Source organism: Cryobacterium sp. Y29 (assembly GCF_002929825.1).
Classification (GTDB): domain Bacteria; phylum Actinomycetota; class Actinomycetes; order Actinomycetales; family Microbacteriaceae; genus Cryobacterium.
In genome coordinates this window covers 41,299-66,745 of the sequence record NZ_PJJN01000033.1, presented here as the reverse complement: position 1 = coordinate 66,745, position 25,447 = coordinate 41,299, and the positions used below count along the sequence as shown (strand labels likewise).

At 66.0% G+C, this 25,447-nt stretch carries 25 protein-coding genes; 14 read left to right on the top strand and 11 right to left on the bottom strand.

Going from position 1 to position 25,447, the window contains the following annotated elements; translation table 11 throughout:
- Window positions 1-103: 103 nt before the first annotated feature.
- Genes CXY74_RS09390 through CXY74_RS09380 form a run of 3 tightly spaced genes read left to right on the top strand, consistent with a single transcriptional unit; the run spans window position 104 to window position 2,428 of the window.
- Entirely contained in the window at window positions 104-1,513 is a 1,410-nt protein-coding gene (locus CXY74_RS09390) for a TrkH family potassium uptake protein (protein ID WP_233193312.1), read from the top strand.
- Window positions 1,506-2,204 (top strand): TrkA family potassium uptake protein, encoded by a 699-nt coding sequence (locus CXY74_RS09385; RefSeq protein WP_104200199.1) that lies wholly within the window; start codon window positions 1,506-1,508, stop codon window positions 2,202-2,204. The genes CXY74_RS09390 and CXY74_RS09385 overlap by 8 nt, the downstream gene beginning before the upstream one ends.
- The gene (locus tag CXY74_RS09380; RefSeq protein WP_104200198.1) at window positions 2,201-2,428 is read left to right on the top strand and encodes a ferrous iron transport protein A; all 228 of its coding nucleotides are present in this window, start codon (window positions 2,201-2,203) and stop codon (window positions 2,426-2,428) included. Before CXY74_RS09385 ends, CXY74_RS09380 begins: the two co-directional genes overlap by 4 nt.
- Here CXY74_RS09380 and CXY74_RS09375 read toward each other — a convergent pair.
- The 4 genes from CXY74_RS09375 to pdhA form a co-directional block, all read right to left on the bottom strand.
- On the bottom strand, window positions 2,425-3,102 hold the full coding sequence (locus CXY74_RS09375; RefSeq protein ID WP_104200197.1) for a metalloregulator ArsR/SmtB family transcription factor: 678 nt from the start codon (window positions 3,100-3,102) through the stop codon (window positions 2,425-2,427). The genes CXY74_RS09380 and CXY74_RS09375 overlap by 4 nt on opposite strands.
- A gap of 62 nt (window positions 3,103-3,164) precedes the next feature.
- Window positions 3,165-4,508 carry a dihydrolipoamide acetyltransferase family protein gene (locus CXY74_RS09370; RefSeq protein ID WP_199183185.1) on the bottom strand — a complete coding sequence of 448 codons (1,344 nt, stop codon included), beginning with the start codon at window positions 4,506-4,508 and terminating at the stop codon, window positions 3,165-3,167.
- 9 nt (window positions 4,509-4,517) lie between these two features.
- Entirely contained in the window at window positions 4,518-5,537 is a 1,020-nt protein-coding gene (locus CXY74_RS09365; protein ID WP_233193311.1) for an alpha-ketoacid dehydrogenase subunit beta, read from the bottom strand.
- Window positions 5,534-6,610 (bottom strand): pyruvate dehydrogenase (acetyl-transferring) E1 component subunit alpha, encoded by a 1,077-nt coding sequence (pdhA, locus tag CXY74_RS09360; RefSeq protein WP_104200196.1) that lies wholly within the window; start codon window positions 6,608-6,610, stop codon window positions 5,534-5,536. The genes CXY74_RS09365 and pdhA overlap by 4 nt, the downstream gene beginning before the upstream one ends.
- A 152-nt stretch (window positions 6,611-6,762) precedes the next feature.
- Here pdhA and CXY74_RS09355 point away from each other — a divergent pair, with 152 nt between their 5' ends.
- The 7 genes from CXY74_RS09355 to CXY74_RS09325 all read left to right on the top strand — a co-directional run bounded on the left by CXY74_RS09355 (window position 6,763) and on the right by CXY74_RS09325 (window position 16,393).
- Window positions 6,763-7,482 carry a metalloregulator ArsR/SmtB family transcription factor gene (locus CXY74_RS09355; protein WP_104200195.1) on the top strand — a complete coding sequence of 240 codons (720 nt, stop codon included), beginning with the start codon at window positions 6,763-6,765 and terminating at the stop codon, window positions 7,480-7,482.
- A gap of 75 nt (window positions 7,483-7,557) precedes the next feature.
- Window positions 7,558-11,340, top strand: a complete 3,783-nt coding sequence (locus tag CXY74_RS09350; protein WP_233193310.1) for a nitrate reductase subunit alpha — start codon at window positions 7,558-7,560, stop codon at window positions 11,338-11,340.
- Window positions 11,340-13,007 (top strand): nitrate reductase subunit beta, encoded by a 1,668-nt coding sequence (narH, locus tag CXY74_RS09345; RefSeq protein ID WP_104200194.1) that lies wholly within the window; start codon window positions 11,340-11,342, stop codon window positions 13,005-13,007. Before CXY74_RS09350 ends, narH begins: the two co-directional genes overlap by 1 nt.
- Window positions 13,004-13,729, top strand: a complete 726-nt coding sequence (narJ, locus tag CXY74_RS09340; protein WP_233193309.1) for a nitrate reductase molybdenum cofactor assembly chaperone — start codon at window positions 13,004-13,006, stop codon at window positions 13,727-13,729. Before narH ends, narJ begins: the two co-directional genes overlap by 4 nt.
- Entirely contained in the window at window positions 13,726-14,484 is a 759-nt protein-coding gene (gene narI / locus CXY74_RS09335; RefSeq protein WP_104200193.1) for a respiratory nitrate reductase subunit gamma, read from the top strand. Before narJ ends, narI begins: the two co-directional genes overlap by 4 nt.
- Window positions 14,485-14,493: 9 nt before the next feature.
- Window positions 14,494-14,847, top strand: a complete 354-nt coding sequence (locus tag CXY74_RS09330; protein WP_104200192.1) for a DUF488 domain-containing protein — start codon at window positions 14,494-14,496, stop codon at window positions 14,845-14,847.
- Between the two features lie 133 nt (window positions 14,848-14,980).
- Window positions 14,981-16,393 carry a dicarboxylate/amino acid:cation symporter gene (locus CXY74_RS09325; RefSeq protein ID WP_104200191.1) on the top strand — a complete coding sequence of 471 codons (1,413 nt, stop codon included), beginning with the start codon at window positions 14,981-14,983 and terminating at the stop codon, window positions 16,391-16,393.
- Window positions 16,394-16,716: 323 nt separating this feature from the next.
- Here the strand turns inward: CXY74_RS09325 and CXY74_RS09320 are convergent, their stop codons facing one another.
- Window positions 16,717-18,042 carry an MFS transporter gene (locus tag CXY74_RS09320; RefSeq protein ID WP_104200190.1) on the bottom strand — a complete coding sequence of 442 codons (1,326 nt, stop codon included), beginning with the start codon at window positions 18,040-18,042 and terminating at the stop codon, window positions 16,717-16,719.
- Between the two features lie 160 nt (window positions 18,043-18,202).
- Between CXY74_RS09320 and CXY74_RS09315 the strand changes: the two genes are divergently transcribed.
- Both CXY74_RS09315 and CXY74_RS09310 read left to right on the top strand, forming a co-directional pair.
- Window positions 18,203-18,718: a molybdenum cofactor biosynthesis protein B gene (locus CXY74_RS09315; protein WP_104196015.1), complete on the top strand. Its 516-nt coding sequence runs from the start codon at window positions 18,203-18,205 to the stop codon at window positions 18,716-18,718.
- The gene (locus tag CXY74_RS09310) at window positions 18,718-19,140 is read left to right on the top strand and encodes a molybdenum cofactor biosynthesis protein MoaE (protein ID WP_104200189.1); all 423 of its coding nucleotides are present in this window, start codon (window positions 18,718-18,720) and stop codon (window positions 19,138-19,140) included. Before CXY74_RS09315 ends, CXY74_RS09310 begins: the two co-directional genes overlap by 1 nt.
- A 75-nt stretch (window positions 19,141-19,215) precedes the next feature.
- On the opposite strand, the gene CXY74_RS09305 is transcribed toward CXY74_RS09310, so the two are convergent.
- The 6 genes from CXY74_RS09305 to CXY74_RS09280 all read right to left on the bottom strand — a co-directional run bounded on the left by CXY74_RS09305 (window position 19,216) and on the right by CXY74_RS09280 (window position 23,704).
- Complete coding sequence (locus tag CXY74_RS09305) at window positions 19,216-19,455, bottom strand: MoaD/ThiS family protein (RefSeq protein WP_104200188.1); 240 nt, start codon at window positions 19,453-19,455, stop codon at window positions 19,216-19,218.
- On the bottom strand, window positions 19,455-19,727 hold the full coding sequence (locus CXY74_RS09300; RefSeq protein WP_104200187.1) for a DUF6457 domain-containing protein: 273 nt from the start codon (window positions 19,725-19,727) through the stop codon (window positions 19,455-19,457). Before CXY74_RS09300 ends, CXY74_RS09305 begins: the two co-directional genes overlap by 1 nt.
- The gene (locus tag CXY74_RS09295; protein ID WP_104200186.1) at window positions 19,724-20,404 is read right to left on the bottom strand and encodes a molybdenum cofactor guanylyltransferase; all 681 of its coding nucleotides are present in this window, start codon (window positions 20,402-20,404) and stop codon (window positions 19,724-19,726) included. Before CXY74_RS09295 ends, CXY74_RS09300 begins: the two co-directional genes overlap by 4 nt.
- Before the next feature lie 139 nt (window positions 20,405-20,543).
- The gene (gene moaC, locus CXY74_RS09290) at window positions 20,544-21,053 is read right to left on the bottom strand and encodes a cyclic pyranopterin monophosphate synthase MoaC (protein ID WP_233193308.1); all 510 of its coding nucleotides are present in this window, start codon (window positions 21,051-21,053) and stop codon (window positions 20,544-20,546) included.
- Window positions 21,050-22,399 (bottom strand): gephyrin-like molybdotransferase Glp, encoded by a 1,350-nt coding sequence (gene glp / locus CXY74_RS09285; protein ID WP_104200185.1) that lies wholly within the window; start codon window positions 22,397-22,399, stop codon window positions 21,050-21,052. The genes moaC and glp overlap by 4 nt, the downstream gene beginning before the upstream one ends.
- A gap of 3 nt (window positions 22,400-22,402) precedes the next feature.
- Window positions 22,403-23,704 carry a ThiF family adenylyltransferase gene (locus CXY74_RS09280; RefSeq protein WP_104200184.1) on the bottom strand — a complete coding sequence of 434 codons (1,302 nt, stop codon included), beginning with the start codon at window positions 23,702-23,704 and terminating at the stop codon, window positions 22,403-22,405.
- A 316-nt stretch (window positions 23,705-24,020) separates the two neighbouring features.
- Here CXY74_RS09280 and CXY74_RS09275 point away from each other — a divergent pair, with 316 nt between their 5' ends.
- Window positions 24,021-24,425, top strand: coding sequence for a molybdopterin-binding protein (locus CXY74_RS09275; protein ID WP_104200183.1), 405 nt, complete (start codon window positions 24,021-24,023; stop codon window positions 24,423-24,425).
- Window positions 24,422-25,216 carry a molybdate ABC transporter substrate-binding protein gene (modA, locus tag CXY74_RS09270; protein WP_104200182.1) on the top strand — a complete coding sequence of 265 codons (795 nt, stop codon included), beginning with the start codon at window positions 24,422-24,424 and terminating at the stop codon, window positions 25,214-25,216. The genes CXY74_RS09275 and modA overlap by 4 nt, the downstream gene beginning before the upstream one ends.
- Window positions 25,217-25,447: the final 231 nt, after the last annotated feature.

Below are 25,447 nucleotides of genomic sequence, written 5' to 3'. Positions count from 1 at the left end.
TGCTATTTCAGGGGGGTAGACGAAGCCGCCTGAAGCGAGTAACGTCTCGCGTCGACGCATCAGGGGTACCTCGCGGGGAGTGCGCCCAGCGTAGAGTTGGACCGTGCACTCACGGGCCATCCGCGAACGCGGCAACACAACAAAGCGGCACCGGCTGCATCCGGCGCAAATCGTCGTTTCCGGATTCGCCCTGACCATTTTTAGCGGCACGGCGCTGTTGATGCTGCCGAACGCCCGCGTCGGGCCCGCCGGCGCATCGTTTCTGGAGGCCCTGTTCACCGCGACGAGCGCGGTGTGCGTCACCGGGCTGACCGTCGTCGATACGGCGGTGTACTGGACACCGTTCGGCCAGGTCGTGATTCTGCTGCTGATTCAAATTGGCGGGTTCGGGATTATGTCTTTTGCCTCGGTCGTCGGGCTCGCGATCGCCCGCAAGCTCTCCCTACGCTCGCGCATCACGGCCGCCGCCGAAACCAAGAGCGTCGGTCTCGCTGACGTGAAGGGGCTGGTGCTCGGCGTCGTGCGTATCTCGCTCGCGATCGAGGTCACCGTGGCGATGGTGCTTGCGCTGCGCTTTATGCTTGGCTACGGCGAGCCCGTCGGCCGGGCCATCTGGCTGGGGGTGTTCCACTCGGTATCGAGCTTCAACAATGCCGGCTTCGCCCTGTTCAGCGACAATCTCATGGGGTACGCAACGGATGCCTGGATCTGCCTGCCGATTGCCGCCGCCGTCATTCTCGGTGGCCTCGGCTTTCCGGTCATCGTGCAGCTGCGGCGGCAGTTGCGGCGGCAGGGGCGGGATCCGCGGCACTGGTTACAGCAGGCCTGGTCGATTCGAACCTGGACCATGAATACCCGCATCGTGGTGTCCGGCACGCTCGCGCTCCTTATTCTAGGAACGGCATATATCACAGCCGTCGAATGGTCGAATCCGAATACTCTCGGCCCGTTGGACTGGTCGGGCAAACTACTGGCCGGTTTCTTCCAATCGGTGCAGACCCGCACCGCCGGTTTCAATAGCATCGACATCGGCCAGCTCGACTCCGCCACCCTGCTCGGGATGGACGTCCTGATGCTGATCGGTGGCGGCCCTGCCGGAACCGCCGGCGGCATTAAAATCACGACGTTCGCCGTACTGTTCTTCATTATCTGGACCGAGGTGCGCGGGCAGGTTGCCGTCAACGTGTTCGGCAAGCGGCTTTCCCGGGCGGTGCACCGTGAGGCGATCACGATCTCCCTGCTCGCCGTCGGCGTCATCATTGCCGCGACGGCGGCGCTCATGCTCATGACCGACATCTCTCTGGACGCGCTGCTGTTTGAGGCGATCTCCGCTTTTGCGACGGTGGGACTGTCGACCGGGATCACCGCAGGGCTGCCATGGGGAGGGCAAGTCATCCTGATTCTGCTCATGTTCATCGGCCGTCTCGGCCCCATCACCTTCGCGTCGGCCATCGCCTTGCGCGAACGCCACACCACCTACGAACTTCCCAAGGAAAGGCCGATCATTGGCTAAATATTCGCTGTTCGGGCACCGCGACCCCGCTCGCCTCGCTGAAGCTGAATCGGTCGTCGTCATCGGTCTCGGCCGGTTTGGCAGCGCGCTCGCCCTCGAACTCATGAACAGTGGCACCGAGGTGCTCGGTATCGACGGGGACGAAGAGGTGGTACAGATGCACAACGGACTGCTCACCCACGTGGTGCGTGCCGACTCCACCAAGGAAGCGACCCTGCGGGAGCTCTCGGTACCCGACTTCTCCAGCGTGGTCGTGGCGATCGGCGGCGATATCCAGGCAAATATTCTCACCGCTTCGCTGCTGCTCAAGCTGGGCATCGCGAACATCTGGGCCAAAGCGGTCAGCGACCCGCACGGCGAGATTCTCACCCAGCTCGGCGTCAACCATGTCATCTACCCGGAAAAAGATATGGGTAAGCGGGTTGCGCACCTGGTGCGCGGCGCCATGCAGGACTATATCGAGATCGGGGAGAACTTCGCGCTGGTCAAGACGGCACCGCCGCGGGCGCTCATCGGCGTGCCCCTCGGCCAGGCCAAGGTGCGTGCCCGCTACGGCATCACCGTCACCGCGTTTCACCGCCCCGGCGCAGGCTGGAGCTACACCTCGCTCGACACCGTGATCGAAGATGGCGACATTATTCTCATCGCCGGAGAATCTGCGCGAGTCGAAGAGTACAGCCTGATGCGATGAGTTCCCCCTTCGTTTTTCTCGCGGATGCACCGCTCGGCACTCGGGTCGTCGTGCGCACCAGCATTCCGGGTGGGTACACGGACGCGCTGGGCTTTCTGCGGAACCGCAGCGCGGTATCCGTTTCGGTGGAAACCAAACGTGGGCTGGTCACGCTTGCGATAAAGGACGTGGTGGCAGCGAAGGAAGTGCCGCCCGCGCCTGCGCCCCGGTCGCGGCGGCACTAACTCAACTCGACCGGAACGGCATTCCAATTGCTGCCGAGATCGACGACACAGAGGTGCGGGCCGACGAAGGGGCGCAGCTCGATCACGCTGTCGTCGTGACCGAGCGTGCGCGCCACCCGCTGGATGAGCCCGAGGTGCACGGCGCAGACCACGCCCGGGTTTTCGCGGGCGGCCTCGCGGAACGGGCAGGCCAAGAGGGCGATCGATTGCGTGGACTCATCGAGTTCGGGGGCGAATTCGAGCTGGTCGAGTAATTCGACCAACGGGGCGGCGCCCGCTTCGGTCGACGCTGCGAGGCCGCCGGTGAAGGCTTCCGACCACTTCTCACCGGCCCGAATAGCCCGGCCCCGGCCGCCGTCGTCGTCCTCGGCAAGCACGCTGGCGAGGGCGTGGCTGAGCTGGTCGCGTGTGTCGGTGCGCGCGGCGGCCACGGCAGAAAAACGGATGCGCGGCCGGCCCCGCTGGCCGGACCGTTCGGGCTCTCGTTCGATGAGCCTGGCAGCCAGAAGCTGGTCGAGGTGAAACCTGGCCGTGGTGACATGCACATTCATCCGGTCGGCGACGGCGGCGGCATCGAGCGGTTCGCCGGAGGCGACCAGAAACTGGAGCACGCTGCGCCGAATCGGCGATGCCAGCGCGGCATGCCAGGCGGGAGCGCGTTCGTCGGAATCCACCGTACAAGACTAACCCGGAATTATGAGCAGTCGCATACTTTTAATCTTGCGGGGCGGGCAGGCTAGAGAACGATGCGCAGCGGCTCTTCAAGCAGGGTAGTGAGATCGCGCAGGAACGCTGCCGCGACGGCGCCGTCGAGTACTCGATGGTCGACGGTCAGGGTGATCTTCACCGTTGGTACCGTCACGAGCACGCCGTCGCGCACCGCGGGAACGTCGCTCGCCGCGCCGATTGCCAGGATGCCGGCCTCTGGCGGGTTCAATACGGCGGTGAAGGAGTCGATACCGAACATGCCGAGGTTGCTGATGGTGAAGGTTCCCCCCGACATCTGGGCGAGGGACAGGCTGCCGGTGCGGGCGAGGCCGGCCAGGGCGCGGGTTTCGGCGGCGATGGCACCGAGCGACTTCTGATCGGCATCGACGACGACGGGAACGAGGAGTCCATCGTCGGTCGCGACGGCCACGCCGACGTTGACATGGTTATGGCGCAGAATGACGCCGTCGCCCCAGGACGCGTTGACTTCGGGGTGCGCGCGCAGCGCGACCGCGCTGGCGCGCACGAACAGGTCGTTCAGACTGATCTTGGTGCCGAGGGCGGCGAGCGACTCGTTGACGTCGGCGCGGAAAGCGACCAGGCGTTCAACGTTGACGACGCTGGTGAGGAAGAAGTGCGGAACGGCCTGACTCTCGGTGAGTCGGCGGGCCGTGACGGCGCGAATGCGGCTGACCGCCACGGAGACGGAATCGGCTGAAACAGCGGCCGGTGCTGCCGCCGCCGCTGGTGCTGCCGCCGCCGGTGCTGCCGCCGCTGGAGCGGCGGCTCGAGGCGCCGTCGGGACAGCGGATGCTGCCGCCTCCTGGGCCCGGATCGCCCTGTCGACGTCGGTACGCGTGATGCGACCCTGCGGCCCGGTGCCCGCGACGGTGTGCAGGTCGATACCGTGCTCGCGGCCGATTTTGCGAGCCAGGGGCGAGGTGCGCAGTTCGCCGGTCTGGGCTGCCGTGGGCGTGGGCGTGGTCGGCATGGGGGTATCCGCCGGGGGGATGACCGTGGGTGTTGCTGCTGCAGCGACCGCGACTGGAGCAGCCGGGGCAGCTGCGGCTGCGACTGGAGCAGCCGGGGCAGCTTCGGCTGGGGCTGCCGAGGCAGCGTCTTCCGTGACGATGTTGCTCCCGTCGCCGATGCGCGCAACCGGTGCACCGATGGGTACGAGCGCGCCAGCGACGACGAGCAGCTGCTCGAGAATGCCGTTGTCGAAGGCTTCCAGGTCCATCGTGGCCTTGTCGGTCTCGATTTCGGCGAGCACATCACCCTTGTGAATCTCATCGCCGACCTGCTTCATCCAGCGGCTGAGTTCGCCCTCCTCCATGGTGTCGGAGAGACGGGGCATAATGACGTCGGGCATGGCCGGCTCCTACTTGTCGTTCGGGGTAGATGAAATATTGAGTACCTCGCGCACGACCCTGGCGAGATCGGCAGCGCTGGGCAGAGCGGCTTTCTCGAGGGATTTGGCGTAGGGTAACGGCACCTCGGCGGCGGCGACGCGACGCACCGGGGCGTCGAGAAAGTCGAAGACTCCCTCGCCGATGGTCGCCGATATCTCGGCGCCGATGCCGTAGCTGAGCCAGTCGTCTTCGAAGACGACGGCGTGGCCGGTCTTCTTCACCGAGGCGCAAATGGTGTCACGGTCGAGCGGCCGCAGGCTGCGCAGGTCGACGACCTCGATCGACAGGCCCTCGGCCTCGAGCTGGCGGGCCACTTCGAGAGCCGTCGTGGTGCCGCGCGAGTAGCTCACGATGGTGAGGTCGGTGCCGGTCTTGACAACGGCAGCCTTGCCGATCTCGGCGACCTGCTCGTCGGTGGGAACTTCGCCCTTGGCGCTGTAGAGCGAAAGGTTTTCCAGAAAAATCACCGGGTCGTCATCGCGAATGGCAGCGGTGAGGAGCGCCTTGGCATCGGCCGGGGTCGACGGGGCGACGACCTTGAGTCCTGGAATGTGCGCGTACCAGACCTCGAGGTTCTGCGAGTGGGTCGCGGCCAGCTGCTGGCCACCGCCGCCGGGCATGCGAATGACCAGGGGAATGGAAACCTGACCGGCGAACATCGACCGCATCTTGGCTGCGTGGTTCACGATCTGGTCGATCGCGATGAGGCTGAAGTTGATGGTCATGATCTCGACCACCGGGCGCATTCCGAGCATCGCAGCCCCGAGGGCGGCCCCCACGAAACCCTCTTCGGCGATCGGAGCGTCGATTACCCGGTCGGGTCCGAAGTCTTCAAGCAGTCCGGCGGTGATCTTATACGACCCCTCGAAGACGCCGATCTCTTCACCGATGAGGAAGACCTTGTCGTCACGTTCGAGCTCGGCGCGCAGAGTCTCGTTGAGCGCCTGGCGGTAGGTGATCGTGCGGGTGGTTGCTACTTCGGTGTTCACAGTGCGTCCATAACGGGTTCTCCGGGCAAAGCGGTCGGCATATGTGCCACCGCGGTCGCGTATACATATTTGAACAGGTCGTCAACGTCGGGCTCGGGGCTCTCGTCAGCGAAAACGACCGCCTCGGACACGCGCACGTCGGCGGCTTCGTCGATGGCGGCGGCATCCGTTTCGCTGAGCACTCCGGCGCTGATCAGCTTGGCACGAAAGCTCGGTACCGGGTCGGACTGCTGGGCGATGGTCGTGTCTTCGCTCGAGCGATAGCGGGCCGGGTCGACCACGGAGTGGCCGCGCAACCGGTAACACATGACCTCGAGCAGCACCGGCTGACGCGACTCGCGGGCCTGCCGGAGTGCATCGCGGGCGGCGTCGCGCACGGCAAGAACGTCGTCGCCGTCAACCCGCACGCCGGGCATACGGTACGACGCGCCGCGCTTGTACAGGTCCGGTTCAGCGGATGCTTTCTCCACCGTTGTGCCCATGCCAAGCCCGTTGTTGACGATCACATAGACGATCGGAAGTTTCCAGAGACCGGCCAGGTTGAGCGATTCGTGGAACGCGCCGATGTTGGTGGTGCCGTCACCGAGCAGGCACATCACTGCCGCAGCGTCGGGGCCTGCCACTTCCTGATTTTTCAAAGCGAGTGCGGCGCCGGTCGCCGGGGGAATCTGCCCGCCGACGATGCCGTAGCCGCCGAACAGGCGAGTTTCGGCGTCGAACAGGTGCATGGAACCGCCGCGTCCGCCCGAGACGCCGGTGACTTTGCCGAACAGTTCGGCCATTACCCGCTCGGGCGACAGTCCGCGCAGCAGTGCATAGCCGTGGTCGCGGTAGCCGGTGAACAGGTAATCACGGGCCTCGATGGCGGCCATCAGGCCGACCACCGTGGCTTCTTCGCCGAGGTTCAGGTGGCAGTAGCCACCGATCTTGGCCCGGGCATACATCTCGCTGGAGCGTAATTCGAAGGCTCGCACCAACGACATCTGTTCGTAATAGTCACGCAGGGTGTCGGCGGGCTCACCACCCGTGGACTCAATTGTTGACTCCGGTCGCGTGCGGGCTTTTGCCGCCATGTGATCCCACTTCCTGCGTGCTTCGTTTGACCAGACTAATACTGTGTGCTGAATATTTTCTTTTTCCACCGTGCAGCGGAAGGATCTGCGGGAAGAAAGAGAGAAACTGACCGATTCTGCTGCCGCCCATAAGAGGAGCCCATAATGGAGTCATGGCCGCCCAACCTCCGAGTTACAAAACGCTCGCCAGTCTCAGCCGCATGAACCTGCTGTACCAGTTGCAAAGCCGCGGAACGATGACCGTGAACGACCTCGCCGAAGCCGCGGGTCTGCACCACAACACCGCCCGCGAACATCTCGACCGCCTGATCAACGAGGGCTTTGTCACGTGCGCGCCCGAGCCGCGCGACAGTAAGGGTCGTCCTAAAATGCTCTACAGCGCTGCGGACGGGGTCAGCACCGAGCTCGGGTCGATCCGCAGCCGCAAAATCGCGGCCGCGCAGGAGCGCGCCGACCAGCTGCGACGGATGCTACCGCTGCTGCCCGCCGGCCAGGGGTTCGCCGGTTGCTCCGGCGCGGCTGCGCAACGGCAGCTCGATGCGCTCGACGACCACCTCGACCAAGCTGGTTTCGACGCAAGCATCGCCGCGAACCGTGAACAACTCAACCTGCGTGACTGCCCGTACTCGGAAATGGTCAAGGACCACCCCGAGGTCTGCGGCGTGCACTACCGCCTGATTCAAGGTGTGCTGGAGCAGGCCGACGGCCCGCTCCGAGCGGTCGGCCTGAACCTCATCGATGCCCCGCATCTCTGCGTGATCGACGTAGTGGCCGTTTCCGATGCCCGCGAGAGCGAAAAGAGTTCCCGAGTAGCGGATGCAGGCTCGTGTGAAGTGGGGCAAAACATTATTCACGGTATTTCGCGGTTGTAGCCGTTTTACCCAGCGGCAAAGCTTATTTCGAGGGTGAATGTCGCAGCGGCATTCCCCGGCAGGTAAGGGACAGCCGTGAAAAAGCGCATAAACACCAGCTCCAGAGTTTCCACCAGCGCCGCGACCAAGCCCGGCACCGACGGCCCGGTCGCCGACTCTTTGATCAAGCTCGGCCGCTTTCTGCGCCGCGGCGAAACCAGCGAAGACCTGCGCAGCGTGTTCAAGAACGGCGGCCGCGCCGCCGACACGTTCTACCGTGACCGCTGGACCCACGATAAAGAGGTGCGGTCCACCCACGGCGTGAACTGCACCGGCAGCTGCTCGTGGAAGGTGTACGTCAAAGACGGCATCATCACCTGGGAAACCCAGCAGACCGACTATCCCAGTGTCGGCCCGGACAGTCCCGAATACGAGCCGCGCGGTTGCCCCCGGGGCGCCGCCTTCAGCTGGTACACCTACTCGCCCACCCGGGTGCGCTACCCCTACGTGCGCGGTGTACTGCTGAACCTCTATCGCGAAGCGAAGGCCCGCCTGGGCGACCCGGTGCTCGCCTGGGCGGAGATCACCCGTAACCCCGAGACCGCCCGCCAGTACAAGAGTGCCCGGGGGCAGGGTGGACTGGTGCGTGCCAGCTGGGATGAGGCCGCCGAGATCGTCGCCGCCGCCCACGTACACACCATCAAGAAATACGGCCCGGACCGGGTCGTGGGTTTCAGCCCGATTCCGGCCATGTCAATCGTGTCCCAGGGCGTTGGCAACCGCTTCATCTCGCTGCTCGGCGGCACCATGCTTTCGTTCTACGACTGGTACGCCGACCTGCCGGTAGCGAGCCCACAGGTGTTCGGCGACCAGACCGACGTCCCCGAATCGGCCGACTGGTGGAACTCGAGCTACCTGATCATGTGGGGCTCCAACGTTCCCGTTACCCGCACCCCCGATGCCCACTTCATGGTGGAAGCCCGTTACCGCGGCCAGAAAGTCATCACGGTCTCGCCCGACTATGCCGACAACTCCAAGTTCGCCGACGAGTGGCTCGCCGTGCACCCCGGCACCGACGGCGCCCTCGCGCTCGCCATGGGGCACGTCGTGCTGAAGGAATTCCTGGTCGACCGCCGCACCCCGCGTTTCGTCGACTATATGAAGAAGTTCAGCGACTCCTCCTACCTGATCGCGCTCACCCCGCGCCAGGACGCCTGGGTCCCCGGCAAGTTTTTGACGGCCGACGCGCTGCCCGGCACCGACGCATCCGTGTCGAGCGCGGCCTTCAAAACCGTCATGCTCGACGAAAACGCCGAACCGTTCGTGCCGAACGGTTCGATCGGCCACCGGTTCAGCGAGGCCGACAAGGGCACCTGGAACCTCGACCTCGAGGGCCGCGATCCGCTGCTCTCGATAGCGGATGCCCCCGATTACGACGGTGCCACCGCCGCAATCGACCTGCCCCGCTTCGACGTCACGCCGGGCGCGGACAATGCCGGTGAACAGCACGCCGGAGCGGCCGGCATCGTACGCCGCGGCGTGCCGGTACGCCTCGTCGCCGGCGTGCTCGTGACGACAGTGTTCGACCTGCTGCTCGCCCAGTACGCCGTCGGTCGCCCCGGCCTGCCGGGCGTGTGGCCCACCGGGTACGACGACGGGTCGACGCCCGGCACCCCCGCCTGGCAGGAAGAGATCACCTCGGTGCCGTGGCAGGCCGCCGCGCGCATCGGCCGCGAGTTCGCGCAGAATGCCGAGGATTCACAGGGTCGTTCGATGATTCTGATGGGCGCCGGCACCAACCACTGGTTCCACTCCGACACCATCTACCGCGCCTTTCTCGCGCTCACCACCATGACCGGCTGCCAGGGCGTCAACGGCGGCGGCTGGGCCCACTATGTCGGCCAGGAAAAGGTGCGCCCGCTCACCGGATACGGCCAATACGCCTTCGGCCTGGACTGGGTGCGGCCGCCGCGCCAGATGATCGGCACCGGCTTCTTCTACCTCGCCACCGACCAGTGGCGCTACGACGGACTCAGCGCCGACACCCTGGCAAGCCCGCTCGGCGCCGGCATATTCACGGGACGCACCACCGCGGACACCATGGTCGATTCGGCCAAACGCGGCTGGATGCCCAGCTACCCCACCTTCAACCGCAACTCGCTCGACCTCGTCGACGACGCCGCAGCCGCGGGCCAGGAGCCAGCGGAATACGTGGTCGATTCGCTCCGGGACGGCTCGCTCGAGTTCTCCTGCGAAGACCCCGACGCCCCCGAGAACTTTCCCCGCGTGCTCGTAGTGTGGCGGGCCAATGTGCTCGGCTCCTCCGGCAAGGGCAACGAGTATTTTCTCAAGCACCTGCTCGGGGCGCCCTCCGCGGTGCGCGCCGTCGAATCGATGCCGGCTCGCCGCCCGAAGACCATGAAATGGCATGAGAGCGCGCCGGAGGGCAAGCTCGACCTGATGGTCACGAGCGACTTCCGCATGACGTCGACGACTATTTACAGTGACGTGGTGTTGCCCCCGGCCACCTGGTACGAGAAGAACGATCTCTCCACGACGGACATGCATCCGTTCATTCACTCGTTCAACCCCGCGATCGCCCCGCCGTGGCAGGCCAAGACCGACTTCGACATCTTTCACGTGCTCGCCGCGAAAATCTCCGAAATGTCGGTGAAGCACCTCGGGGTGCGCAAGGACCTCGTCGCCGCTCCGCTGCAACACGACACCCCCGACGGCATGGCCACTCCGCACGGCATTGTGCTCAGCGACCAGCCGCTCATTCCCGGGGTCACCATGCCGAGGCTCGTCGTTGTCGAACGCGACTACCCGGCCTTTGCCGCACAGCTCGGCGCGCTCGGGCCGCTCACCGCCGCGGAAGGCATGGTCACCAAGGGGGTGAAATTCAACCCCGACGTGGAGGTCGCCTACCTCGGCAAGAAGAACGGCCTGGTGCCCAGCGGGCCGGCCGCCGGCCGCCCGCGCCTGTCGACGGCGATCCACGCCTGCGAAATGGTGCTCGCCCTCTCCGGCACCACCAACGGCCGCCTCGGCACCCAGGGTTTTCGCCAGCTCGAGGAACGCACCGGCGTCAAGCTCGCCCACCTGGCCAGCGACAACGAGGGCCGCCGATTCAGCTACCCGGATGTGCAGGGAGCGCCGGTTCCGGTGCTTACCTCCCCGGAGTGGTCGGGTTCCGAGCACGGTGGTCGCCGCTACAGCGCTTTCACCATCAACGTCGAGCACCTGAAGCCCTGGCACACCCTCACCGGTCGCCAGCACTTCTACCTTGACCACGACTGGATGATCGAGCTCGGTGAACAGCTACCCATTTTTCGGCCGCCGCTGGACATGCACCGGTTGTTCGACGACTCGATCGTCGGCGCCACGACCGCGACCGGGGCGACGGGCTCGGCCGGTCATGCCGAGGTCGCCGTGCGCTACCTCACCCCGCACTCGAAGTGGTCGATCCACTCCGAATACCAGGACAACCTGCTCATGCTCTCGCTTTCCCGCGGCGGGCCAACCATCTGGATGAGCCCGCAGGACGCCGACAAGATCGGCGTGCGCGACAACGAGTGGATCGAGTCCTACAACCGCAACGGCGTCGTCGTCGCGCGAGCGATCGTTTCGCACCGCATGCCCGAAGGCACCGTGTACATGTACCACGCGAAAGACCGCACCATCAACGTGCCGGTCGCCGAAACCAGCGGTATGCGCGGCGGCACCAACAACTCGCTCACCCGCATCCTCTTGAAACCCAGCCACCTGATCGGCGGCTACGCCCAGCTGTCCTTCGCCTTCAACTACCTCGGCCCGACCGGGAACCAACGCGACGAGGTCACCGTGATTCGTCGTCGCAGCCAGAAAGTGGACTACTAATGCGTGTTATGGCCCAGATGTCGATGATTATGAACCTCGACAAGTGCATCGGGTGTCACACCTGCTCCGTCACCTGCAAGCAGGTGTGGACCAACCGCACCGGCGTGGAGTACGCCTGGTTCAACAACGTGGAGACGCGGCCCGGCATCGGGTACCCGCGCGAATACGAAAATCAGGAAAAGTGGAAGGGCGGCTGGGTACGCAACAAGCGCGGCCGGCTGCAGCTCAAGGCCGGCGGGCGGCTGAAGAAGCTCTCGCAGATCTTCAACAACCCGAACCTGCCGCAAATCGACGACTATTACGAGCCGTGGACCTACGACTACGACATGCTCACCACCGCCCCGGCCGGCACGCAAAGCCCGGTCGCACGCCCGAAGTCGCTGCTGACCGGCCAGGACATGGACATCAAATGGTCGGGTAACTGGGACGACAACCTCGGTGGCTCGCAGGAAACCGCCGCGCAGGACCCGATTCTCGCAACGATGAGTGAGCACGTGAAGATGGAGTTCGAAGAGACCTTCATGTTCTACCTGCCGCGTATCTGCGAGCACTGCCTCAACCCCGCCTGCGTCGCGGCCTGCCCCTCCGGTGCCATGTACAAGCGTGAAGAAGACGGCATCGTGCTCGTTGACGAAGACGGATGCCGCGGCTGGCGCATGTGCGTCTCCGCCTGCCCCTATAAGAAGGTGTACTTCAACCACAAAACGGGCAAAGCCGAGAAGTGCACGCTCTGCTACCCATTGATCGAACAGGGCAAGCCCACCATCTGCTCCGAAACCTGTGTCGGACGCCTGCGCTACCTGGGCCTCATGCTCTACGACGCCGACGCGGTGCTCGCCGCGGCCTCGATCGAAAACGATCAGGACCTGCAGGGCGCCCAGCGCGCCTGCTTTCTCGACCCGTTCGACCCCGAGGTCATCGCCGCCGCCAAGGCGGAGGGCATGGCCGACGACTGGATCGAAGCCGCCCAGAACAGCCCCATCTATAAGCTCATCTCCGAGTACGAGATCGCCCTGCCCCTGCACCCGGAGTACCGCACCATGCCGATGGTCTGGTACATCCCCCCGCTCTCCCCGGTGGTCGACGTCGTGAGCAACTCGGGCAGCGACGGCGAAGACGCGCGCACCCTATTCGCCGCGATCGACAAGCTGCGCATCCCGGTGGAATACCTCGCCGGACTGTTCTCGGCCGGCGACGTCGTTCCGGTCGAGCTGTCACTGCGCAAGCTCGCCGCGATGCGCGCCTACATGCGGGGCATCTTCCTCGGCAACGAACCAGACGAGCGCATTCCGAACGCGGTCGGCATGACCGGTGAGACCATCACCGCCATGTACCGGCTGCTGGCAATCGCTAAGTACGAAGACCGCTACGTCATTCCCAAGGCTCACGTCGAGACCGCACGCGAGCTCGAAGAGCTCGGCTGCTCGCTCGACACCGACGGCGGCCCCGGCATGGGCGGGCCCGGCTCTGCCGGGCACAGCGGCCCGTACGGCAACACCGTCGGCATGCCGCTCGGCGCCACGGTCGACAACTACAACACCATGACCGGGCGCCCGAGTGCGACCGCGCCGACCACCCCGGGCCGGGTCAACCTGCTCAACTGGAACGGTAACGGAGCGCCCCAGGGCATGTTCCCGCCGATAGCGGATGCCGGGAGCCCCGCATGAGTGTCGGCACCCTCGGCGCACGGATGAACTTCGGCTTCCGGGCACCCAAGGTGGCGCCGCGAGCGATCGCGGCCGTTCCTCTGACGCCAGAGCAAGGGGTGATTGCGCACATGGCGGCGTCGATTCTGCTCGACTACCCCACGCCGGAACGGCGGGCGCAGTTTGCGCTGGTGGAGACATCCGTTGCGGATCTGCCCGGCGAGCTGCGCCGCAGCTTCCAGGCATTCTTCACCGCGGTGAACACGCTCAGCCAGCAGCAGCTCGAAACGCACTTCACCGCAACCTTCGACCTGAAACGCAAGTGCTGCCCGTACCTCACCTACTACGCCGCCGGCGACACTCGCCGCCGCGGCATGGCGCTCGTGCGGTTCGTCGAGGCCTACCGGGCCGCGGGCTGGCAGGTTGACGCCGACGAACTACCCGACTACCTGCCCATGGTGCTGGAATTCTCGGCGTTGTCGGACTCGCCGATCGCGCAGGAACTGCTCGCCGCACACCGGGACGGCATCGAGGTCTTGCGCACGGCGCTCGAGAAGTTCGACAGTCCCTACGCCCACCTGGTCGAGGCGGTGTGCCTGTCGTTGCCCATGATCGACGACGAGACCCGCGAACGCTACCTCAACCTGGTCAATGAGGGGCCGCCGACCGAGACGGTCGGCATGACCTACCTCGGCAATTTGAAGCCGTTTTCCGCGCACGCAAATGAAGATGTGAGAGTATGACCGCCTGGGATTACCTGCTCTGGGTCGCTTTTCCCTACGCCGCGACGGGAGTGTTCGTGGTGGGCCACCTATTGCGCTACCGCTATGACCAGTTCGGCTGGACCTCGCGGTCCAGTCAGACCTACGAGAACCGCCTGCTGCGCTGGGGTTCACCCATGTTTCACTATGGCATCCTCATGGTGATCGGCGGGCATGTCGTCGGCCTGTTCATTCCCAAGCCGTGGCTCCAATTCTTCGGCGTGACCGAGCACATGTACCACCTCGGTGCGACCTGGCTGGGCAGCTTCGCCGCCGTACTCACCGTTGCCGGGCTCGCCATTTTGGTCTACCGCCGCCGCCTGACCAAACGGGTGCTGCTGGTCACAACGGTGATGGACAAAGTCATGTACGTGTTCCTGGCCAGTACGATTACGTTCGGCACGACAGCGACCGTGCTATACCAAATCTTTGGCGGCGGCTACGACTATCGCGGGTCGATTTCGCCGTGGATCCGCTCGCTGTATAGCCTGCAGCCCGACCCGTCGCTGATGAGCGACGTGCCGTTCTTCTTTCAACTGCACGTGCTGACGGCCACGACGCTGTTCCTGCTCTGGCCATTCACCCGACTGGTGCACGTGTTCTCGGCGCCACTCGGCTACCTCGTGCGCCCCTACGTGGTCTACCGTTCCCGCGACGACCCGCGGGGCGCCGGTTCGCGGGCGCCCCACCGCGGCTGGGAGAAAAGCGAGCGCCCGCTGGAGCGCTCCAGAAAGTAGTCTGATTTCATGGTGCGGATCAAGAGGGCGTATGAGGCGGCATCCGCTTCTGATGGCTGCCGGGTGCTGGTTGATCGACTCTGGCCGCGCGGTGTCTCTAAGGAGAGCGCCGACCTCGATGAATGGCTGAAAGAGATTGCGCCGTCACCCAAGCTCCGCACCTGGTGGAAGCACGACCCGAAGCGCATGGATGAGTTCACCCTGCGCTACCGCGCCGAACTTGACGGCACTACCGAGACCCAGGCGGCCGTCGTGCAGCTTCGCGCGCTCGCCGCGGCCGGCGTGACGACTTTGGTCTATGGAGCAAAGGACCCACGGGTGAACCATGCGCGGGTGCTCGCCGAATACCTGCAGGAGAAGTAGCCGCACAAGGTCATCTACCGAGTGAAGGAATACTGCGCCGCCTTCCAGCCTTGGGGATAAAGGCGCCTGCACGCGGCGGTGGACTCTCAAGGAGCTCCGCTGCGCGGGACAGGGGCGCCAGTGTTACTCACGAATGACAAGAGGAAGTGTCGAACCAGTGACTTCAGTAGTTCCCGTCAGTACCCACGGCAGCAGATTTCCCAAATGGGTGCGCTCGTTCAGCGTTCAGATCATCGCCGCGCTCATCATCGGTCTGGGCCTCGGGCTGATGGCCAAATACACCGGCAGTACCGAAGCGAATCCCAACGGGCTCGGTGCGACCCTGAAAATTATCGGGTCAAGCTACGTCTCGCTGCTGCAAGCTGCCGTCGTACCGCTCATCTTCACGGCCGTGGTCAGCTCCATCGCGAACCTGCGCGCAGTGTCCAACGCGGCGAAGCTGGCGTGGAACACTCTGCTGTGGTTTGCCATCACCGCGTTGATTGCCGTTCTGATCGGCATCGGACTGGGCGTGCTGGTACGACCGGGAGCCGGAACGGGCATCACCGAGAATGCCGAATACACCGGTAAGACCGGGGACTGGTGGGCATTTTTGACCGGGCTCTTCCCGAAGAACTTCCTCGGACTCGGCGCCAATACTTCCGTCGTCGATGGCATCGCAAGTACCACCGTCAGCTTCAACGTGCTGCAGATTCTCGTCATCGCCATTGCGGTAGGCATTGCCGCGTTGAAGGTGGGCAAAGCTGCCGAGCCATTCCTGAACCTCAACGCGTCAGCTCTGGCGGTCATTCAAAAGGTGCTGTGGTGGATTATTCGCATCGCGCCGCTCGGCACGATCGGCCTGATCGGTAATGCCGTCGCGGTCTACGGGTGGGACACCATGGGTTCGCTGGGCAAGTTCGCAGCCACCATCTACGTTGGCCTGATCCTGGTATTGTTCGTGGTCTACCCGGTACTGATCAAGTCTCACGGTCTCTCCGTCAAGCAGTACTACTCGGGTGTCTGGCCGGCTGTTCAGCTGGGCTTCGTGTCGCGCTCATCCATCGGCACTCTTCCGCTGACGCAGCGCGTCACGGAACGCAGCATGGGCGTACCGCGCGGATATGCATCCTTCGCTGTTCCGCTCGGGGCGACGACCAAGATGGATGGTTGCGCGGCTATTTACCCCGCCGTCGCCGCCATCTTTGTGGCACAGTTCTTCGGAATTCAGCTGGACCTCACCCAGTACCTGCTCATCGTTCTCGTATCCGTATTGGGTTCGGCAGCCACGGCCGGCACCACGGGCGCCGTCGTCATGCTGACGCTGACCCTGTCAACGCTGGGTCTGCCGCTGGCCGGGGTCGGCCTTCTGCTGGCCATTGATCCGCTCATCGACATGGGCCGCACCGCCGTGAACGTGGCCGGTCAGGCGCTCGTGCCCACGATCGTGGCCAAGCGCCAGGGAATCCTCGACGAGACGCTGTACAACGCGCCGCGAACCTCGCAGCCCTTTACGGACGACGTTGCGGAGCCCGCGCCGACTGAACTGTCTGAGACGCGCGTCTAACCGTTCCGAGTACAACGCAAGCAGGCGAGGCGAGGCGCGGCCCGGCATCCGCTTCACAGGATGGCTGACGGATGCCCGGTTCAAGCCGTCAGGACGGCGAAACCACCGTGTTGCACCGCCAACAGGTGGCCGGCAACTCGCCGGAGACGTAGGCGCCGCACTCCGGGCAGACCTGTTCGAGCCAGCAGACCGGGTCACCGCCTGATGGTTCTTCATTTCTGGTCATCGGTGACCTCCTCATGTCAGTATGACCCCCTGCTGGCAGGAAAAAACCCGAAGCCCCCGCTGGAGGAGGAGGGGACTTCGGGTAAATGGAGGGAGCGTCAGCTCGGGTTGGGGGCACCGGGACGCGCGTAATAAAACCAGGCCAGCCCGGTGCAGACCACGCAGAAGGCGGAGCAGCCGATGAAGAAAGTGGTCGGACTCATGGCGGTGAGGGCCATGCCCACGATGAACGGTCCGAAGGCGGCGATCGCTGCGGTCCAGCCGATCGCTCCGCCGGCCTGCCGCTTGGGAAAGATCATCGGCATCTGCTTGAACGTTCCGGCATTGGCCAGCCCGGAGAAGAAGAAGATGATGATCATGCCGGTGAGAAAGCCGTCGAACTCGTCGACGCTCGTCGGGGTGAGAAAGAATACCGTGACGGTGGTGCCGACGGCCATGCCCGCGCCGCCGATGAAGGTGAAGATGGCGCCGCCGAACCGGTCGCAGAGCGGACCAGAGGCCGCGCGCACGAGGGCGCCGACGACGGGGCCGATGAAGGCAAAAGCGAGCGGGTTGGGAGCATCCGGAAAATCTCCGTACACGTTGAGAATGATCAGGCCCATCTGCGCGGCCAGACCGCTGAATGCGCCGAAGCTCATCAGGTAGATGGCGGTCATGATCCAGGTGTGCTTGACCGTGAAGATGTCGAGCTGCTGTCTGAAGTTGGCCTTGATCGGCACACGCTTGAGGCAGAGGAGGGCGAGGATGATCGCGAGGATCACCCAGGGGATGAGCACGAGTCCGCCGTTGTGCAGCCAGACCAGTTCACCGTTCGAGTCGCTCTCCGGGGTGAGGGCGGCAGTGCCGAGCAGGCCGAAACCGACCACCCATGGAGTGAGCAGCTGAATGAGGCCGATGCCGAAGTTGCCGAGCCCCGCCTGCAGGCCGAGGGCCGTTCCGGCCAGGCGCTTGGGAAAGAAATAGCTCGTCGACGCCATGAACCCTGAGAAGCTGCCGCCGCCGATACCGGCGGCGAACGAGAGTGCCAGCAGCACCCAGTAGGGGGTGGAGACGTCGCGGGCGACGAGGGTCCAGCCGATCATCGGCAGCAGTAGGAGGGCGCTTGACAGGGCGACGAGTACGCGGGTGCCGAGAATCGGCGGTAAAAACATGAAGATGAGTCGCAACAGGCCGGCGGCGAGGCCCGGCAGCGCGACCAGCCAGTACAGCTGGCTGGTGCCGAGGTCGAAGCCGATGTCGTTCAGCCGTGGGGCGATAGCGCTGACCAGGTACCAGGCCGCGAAGCCCAGGGTCATGCTGAAAGTAGTGATCCACAGGGTGCGCCAGGCAAGGCGCGAATCCCACGTTTCGTCGTGTTCCGGATCCCAATTGGAGAGGTCCGGCTTCAGCGTGGACGTAACGCGTGGTGGTAAGACGGTTGACATGGGCTTCCTCGGCTGGTTGTCGGGCGTACGGCTCGCTGCGTAACCAGCCTGTTCGTTTGCTGTTCGGCGTGCACCGCGCAAACACCGTGACAAATGAATTCGGCCCAGAGCGGATGCCGGTAGCCGGACCGCTCGGGCTGCGTCGCGGTAGTGTAGAACGGTGAAAACTCAGCTCAAGCTTGGTGCCGAACTCGGGGCCGTCGTGATCACCGTGTCTGATCGCTCGTCGCGCGGGGAGCGCGAAGACCGGTCGGGGCCGGCCACCGTCGATGCGCTCGCGGAGGTCGGCATTCCGTGCGGGCCACCGCGGGTGGTACCCGACGGCATCGAGAGTGTGGCGGGAGCGATCCTGGCAGCGCTCGGCGATGGCGCTCGCCTCGTCGTGACGACCGGTGGCACCGGCGTGTCGGCGCGTGACCTCACACCCGAGGGCACGACGACCGTGATCCACACGATTCTGCCGGGAATCTCCGAGCGGATGCGCGCGTTGAGCGCCGCGACGATCCCGACCGCGGTGTTGTCTCGCGGTATCGCCGGCATCGCCGATTCGGTCGGCAACAACGGTGCCCTGGTCGTGAACCTGCCCGGTTCCACCGGCGCGGTGCGTGACGGTGTGGCTATTCTTGCGCCGCTCGTGCGGCACATCATCGACCAGCTCGATGGGGGGGACCACTGATGGCTGCTGGCTTCGCGCGGGTCACCGAGTCGCTACTCGACGTGGGTGAGCACCTGTCGGCGGTGTCCGATGCGACCCACGGGGCCGTGGTGACGTTTATTGGTCAGGTGCGCGATCACGATCCGGATGCTTCCGGCCGCGTCACGGGCCTCGACTACAGTGCGCATCCCGACGCGGGGCGCATCATCGGTGAGATCGCTGACCGGGTGCGGGGGAAGCATCCGCTGGTGGTGCTGGCGGTCAGCCACCGCATCGGACACCTCGAGGTCGGCGACCTCGCCCTCGTGGCGGTCGTGGCGAGCGCGCACCGCGGCGACGCCTTCGCGGCCTGTGAGAGTCTCGTCGAGGCCGTGAAGGCAGAGGTTCCGATCTGGAAGAAGCAGTACGAGGTTGACGGAACGCATTCCTGGGTCGGTTTATAGCTTCGACCGGTTAGGAACAACGAGGACCGAAGCGACGGGGCACATCTCGGAAGTCGTGTCCGGGAAACCGAGTGGTCAGCCGCCGGCGAAGGGTGGGAGCACGTCGACCGCGTCGGTGGGCGCGAGCGTGACCGCGTCATCACCGGCGCGGGCGCCGTTCACCAGCAGGGAACACAGCCCGAGCACACGCATGAAGTCGGTGCCGTAGCGCTCGCCGAGCTCGGCGCGCAGCTCGCCGATCGTGCCCGCGTCGAGCGTGGCCGTGTCGGTCTGGGCGGCTTCGGCTGCGCCGGCAAAGAATCGCAGGGTCGCCATCAGAGCTTCTCAGGCGCCCAGTCGCGGGCGAGTTCGCTCGCGGCGGCGCAGGCAGCTTCGATATCGGTGCCCGCTCCACCGTTCTTTGCGGCGGCGAGGCCGATCAGAAAGGTGCTCAGGGGAGCAGCCGGCCGGGCCACGTTGTGGGCAATGTCGCGGGCTGCGTCGAGCAGGTCGCCCACCGGCACGTCGGCCGGGTCGAGCTGCAGCCGATCGGCGAGGGCCGTGAGCCACTCGTCGAGCGCTTCGGGAGGCAACGGTGTAGAGCTCATTCGGGGACACTCCTCTGGTCGGGCTGAATTGTGGGAGCACCGGTCAAGCGAGCGGTGCTGCTCTCAACATCTTCCCACGTGTCCACGTCAGCACCGGCTTCGGATTCGTCCAGCAGTCCCGTGAGGTTGAGTCCCGCGAGCAGCTCACGCATGCTGGCACCATTCACGTGAGTGCCCAGTCGGTCCACGGCGGCGCGCAGGGCGGGTGCCCGGTAAATCCCGGCAAGCCATTGGGCGTGGCCGGTGTCGTCGGTGAGGTGCACGCCCTCGGCCTGTTCACCGATGGTCTCGGCCGCGGATGCTGCCGCGACGAGCAGGTGGGCGGCATCCGCTCCCCAGGGCAGATCGCAGGCGAGCACGAGCACCCAATCGGCGGGTGCATCGGCGTTCGCCGCAAGCGCTGTGAGGCCAGCCGCGATGCCGGCTACCGGGCCGCCGAACGGAGGATCCTCCAGGGCCCAGACCAGGCCGTCGTCCGGTCGACCGCCGGCGGCGGGCCGGGCGGCAGGCGGGCCGACGACGACGGCGTTCCGGGCGACCGGGCGGGCGTCGAGAACCCGGGAGAGCAGGGTACGACCGGCCACTTCGACCGCGGGCTTGAGTGCGCCGCCGAGTCGGCGCCCGCGGCCGCCGGCGAGCACGAGCAAATCGACAGTGGCGCCTGCACCTCGACTCATGTCGTCTGCCCAGCGGATGGGCGCGCCCGATTTCGGTGCGCGCTCCGGTAACCGGCATAGCGGCTACCGAAACTGGGCGCGCCCGTGACGATGATGGGGCATCCGTTTCGAGCGAAGGATGTGCCGGAATCGCGCCGGGTCAAGCGCGCAGCCAGTCGCCGCTCTTGCCGCCGCTCTTGGCGAGGAGGCGCACGTTTTCGATCGTGACGGATTTATCGAGGCCCTTGACCATATCGACGACCGCGAGGGCAGCGACCGTGACGGCGGTGAACGCCTCCATTTCGACGCCGGTGCGGTCGGCGGTGCGCACGGTGGCGGTGATGCTGACGCCGTCATCGTCAACAACGAGGTCGACGACGGCGCCGTGTACACCGATCACATGGGCCAGGGGGAGCAGGTCGGCGGTCTTCTTGGCGCCCTGGATTCCGGCGATACGGGCCACGGCGAGCACGTCGCCCTTGGGCGCGGTGCCGTCACGGAGGGCGGCGATCACTGGCGCGCCGCAACGCACGAAACCGGCGGCGGTGGCGCTGCGCACGGTCGGAACCTTGTTGGTCACGTCGACCATACGAGCCTGTCCGGCCGAGTCGAGGTGGGTGAACAGCTGTGCGGGCATGGTCGCTCCGGTCGTGTCGGTGGTGTGCGTCATGATGTCAGCATGACAGTGATGAGGTCGCCGCCGCGAATGTGAGACGTGTCTTCGAGCACGATGGCGAGCCCGTTGGCCTGAGCGAGGCCGGCGACGAGGTGCGAACCCGACCCGCCGCGAGAAGCTGGGTGTGCCTCGATGCTGTCTGTGCTGCCATCTGTGCTGCCCTCTGCGCTGCCATCTTCGGTGTCGGCGGTGCGGTGCGTGAGGATGACGGGCATGTACTGGGCACGTCCGGGCGGGGAACGCCAACCATCGACGACCGTAGCGGTGACAGTGCGCCGGTGCAGGGTCTCCTGGCCGAGCAGACGCCGCAGCGCGGGTCGCACGAACACCTCGAAGGACACGTAGGCGCTGACCGGGTTGCCGGGCAGGGCGAAGATCAGCGGTCCGGGCACACTGTCGGTGGCGGGCCAGCGTCCGAACCCCTGCGGCTTACCGGGTTGCATCTTGACCGGTCCGAAGTCGACCGTGCCGAGCGGCTTGAGCACGGCTTTGACCACGTCGTACGCTCCGACGCTCACCCCGCCGGAGAGCACGATCACGTCGACCTGGCCGGCCAGCTCGGTCAACACCGCACGCAGCACATCGTCGTCGTCGGGCACGGCGCCGATCCGTACGGGAATCCCGCCGGCTTCGGCGACGGCCGCCGACAGCAGAAAGGAGTTGGAATCGGGAATCTGGCCGCGACGCGTCGGGCTGCCGGGAGTGACGAGTTCGCTGCCGGTGGAGATGACGGCCACCCGAGGAGCGGGGTGCACGAGAACAGAGCTGGTTCCGGCGCTCGCCGCTGCGGCGACCCGGGTGGGCCAGAGCACGCTGCCCGCGCGCAGCACCCGGTCGCCGGCGTGGGCGTCTTCGCCGGCCCGGCGTATGTGCGCCGCGGGCTTGGGCGCCTGAAGGATGGTGACTTGCTCGGTGCCCTGGTCGGTGTCTTCGATCGGTACAACGGCATCCGCTCCGTCGGGAATCGGCGCGCCCGTCATGATCCGCGCGACCTGCCCGGGTACCAGGCGCGGGTTCTGGTCCGTGCCGGCGGCGAGGTCGGCCACGACGGGCAGGGTGATCGGGTTCTGAGCGGATGCTTCGAGCAGATCAGCGCGGATAACGGCGTAGCCGTCCATCGCGGAGTTATCGAAGGGAGGCGTGTCGGTCACCGTGAGTACGTCTTCGGCCAATACGAGCCCACGGGCCTCGTCGAGCGCGACCCGCACCGGCGGCAAGGGCTCGACACTGCCGAGCACGATCGCGAGTTGCTCGGCAACGCTGCGTGCGGATGCGGCGGGTGCGCAGGCATCCGCCCGCTCGGTGTGCGTGTGCCCGTGTGTGCGTTCGGTGTCGCTCACCGGCTAGACCAGACTGTCTGATTGGTCGGTGGTGCCGGCGTCGTCGCCCGCCGAGGCGTGCTGCCTGGTCGGGACGGGCTCTGGTGACTCCCAGCGGCTGCCGATGCCCGAGGCGCCCCCGGCGGTGACGAGGTCATCCCAGGCGAGGATCCCGCCGCTGAGCACCGAAACATCGGTGAATCCCGCCTCGCGCAGCGCGTTCGCGGCGCGGGCGGCCCGGCCGCCAGCGTGGCAATGCAGAATCAGTGGCGTGTCTTGAGGCAGCGCGGCGCGTCCACTGTCTGAGAGCGCCCCATCGGTGAGAAGCTCACCGATGGGCAAGAGCCGGGCCGTCGGAATCGAGCTTTCGGCGAATTCATTCGGCTCGCGCACGTCCACGACGAGAAAATTGTCGGTGCCGGCGCTCTGCGCGGCGAGGCGGTTGACAAGTTCCACGCTCGAGACCTCGGGGGTGCTCTCCATGGCCGCTTGGGCGAGCTCGGCTGAACCCTCGGCGGCAATCTCGGCGGCGGTCGGCTCGGCGGCAATGCCGGTTCCAAGCAGCGGAATCTCGTTGAACCGACCCGATAGCGCGTCGATCACGAGCACCCGACCGATCAGGGGCGAGCCGATCCCCGTGATGAGCTTGATGGTTTCGGTCGCCATGAGCGACCCGACCTGGCCGCACAGCGCGCCGAGCACACCGGCATCGGCGCAGTTGGGCACCTCGCCCTCGGCCGGCGGCGTCGGAAACAAGTCGCGCAGGTGCACTCCGGTGATGCCGCTGCCGGCCGGCGGAGTGGCCCAGAACACCGAGAGCTGGGCGTCGAACCGCAAAACGGATGCCCACACCAGCGGCAGCCCCAGCCGCGCGCAGGTGTCGTTCACGAGAAACCGGGTCGGAAAGTTGTCGGTGCCGTCGATGACGATGTCGTAGCCGCCGATGATTTCGGCCGCGTTGCTCGCCACGAGACGCTCGGAGTGCCGGACGACCGTGGTTTCCGGAGCGATCTCGGCGACGCGCTCGGCGGCGCTGTCAACCTTGGGATGGCCGACATCCGCTTGCCCGTGAACGATCTGGCGCTGCAGGTTGCTCGGCTCCACGTCGTCATCGTCGACGATGCCGATGGTGCCCACGCCGGCCGCTGCGAGGTAGAGCAGGGCGGGGGAGCCGAGTCCACCGGCGCCGAGCACGAGCACCCGGGCGTTGGCGAGGCGGCGCTGACCGAGTTCATTGAGCTGGGGGAGGCGGCGCTGGCGGGCGGTACGCACGGTTTCGGAGGCGGTGAGCCGATCAACGGGCTCGACAAGGGGAGGAATAGCCATGGCTTAACGCTAGGCGCTGCGCGGCCCCGCGGCCACCAGCTCGGGGAAGAGCACCGCCGAACCGCCCTGCACAGAGGCATAACTCCTGCAATCTGTCGCCGCCGCCGTCACTCTGCCCCTATCTGAGCGGTTCGTACCGGCCGGGCTGAGCAATTTGCAGGAGTTATGCGCATGGTGCGGGGCAGCCCGCCGTGATTTTAGGGTTAGCCGGATGTGGTTTCCGGGTTAGCCGGATGCGGTTTGCGGGCCAGCCGGTCGTGGTTTCGGGGCCAGCCGGATGGGTTGAGACCGCACATGCGGTGCTATCGTGCCATTTATGACGCAATATCGGATCAGTGAGGCCGCCGAGCTGCTCGGCGTCAGCGACGACACCGTACGACGCTGGGTCGACGGTGGCCGTCTCGCAGCGGATGCCGACGCCACCGGTCGCCTCGCGGTCGACGGAACCGCGCTCGCGGCCTTCGCGGTCGACCAGGCGAGCACCCCGACCGACCCATCGAGTGTGGGGCGCAGTGCCCGCAATCGATTCGTCGGCATCGTCACCGCCATCACCCTGGACACGGTCATGGCCCAGGTCGAACTGCAGTGCGGCCCGCACCGCGTGGTCTCGCTCATGTCGAGTGAGGCCGTGCGCGAACTCGGCCTCGAGATCGGCTCGCTCAGCGTCGCCGTGATCAAGGCCACCAACGTGATCGTCGAAACTCCGGGACGGATGCCGTGAGCCGCCTCCCGCAGGCACTGGCCGTTCTGGCCGTGCTCGCCCTGGCCCTCGCCGGCTGTGCACCCTCGAACGCCTCGAATGCCTCGAACACCGATGCGCCGACCGCTCTGGGGCTCGCGCCCCAGACCCTCAGCGTCTACGCCGCAGCGTCCCTGACCGAAGCCTTCGACGAGCTCGCCACCCTGCTCGAAGACGAGAATCCGGCCGTCGACGTCCAGGTCACCTACGACGGATCCTCCACCCTCGCCACCCAGATCGCGGCCGGCGCCCCCGCCGATGTGTTCGCCAGTGCCGACCAGAAGAATATGCAGCCGCTGGGCGACGATGCACTGGTCGGTCAAGCCACTCTGTTCGCCGGCAACACGCTTCGTATCGCGGTCGCCCCCGGCAACCCGCTCAGGATCGAGACCCTGAAGGATCTCGCCCGACCCGGCGTGATCACCGTGCTGTGCGCGGCGCAGGTGCCGTGCGGCGCGGCATCCGCCAGCCTGCTCGCCAACGCGGGCGTCAGCCTCACACCCGCCAGCGAGGAACAGAATGTGACGGCCGTCGTCACTAAGATCGCCGTGGGTGAAGCGGATGCCGGCCTCGTCTACGCGACGGACGTCGTCGCCAATCCCGATCGCATCCAGGGAGTGACGCCGGCCGGAGCGGATGCGGTCGTCGGGCACTATCCGATCGCGGTCGTAGCCGACAGCGCGCACGCCGAGGCCGCTCAGGCCTTCGTCGACCTGGTCCTCTCCCCGGCCGGTCAGGCCGTGCTCGCCGCCCACGGCTTTCTTGCCCCGTGAGGGTTCTTGTTCGTCTGGGCCCATCTTGTGAACGCAGGCCCAGGTTAGAACCTGGGCCCGCGGCCCGGGCCCGGGCCCGGACCGGAGCCGCGACCGGAGCCGCGACCGGAGCCGCGACTGGAGCCGCGACCGGAGCCGCGACTGGAGCCGCGACCGGAGCCGCGACTGGAGCCGCGACCGGAGCCGCGACCGGAGCCGCGACCGGAGCCGCGACCGGAGCCGCGACCGGAT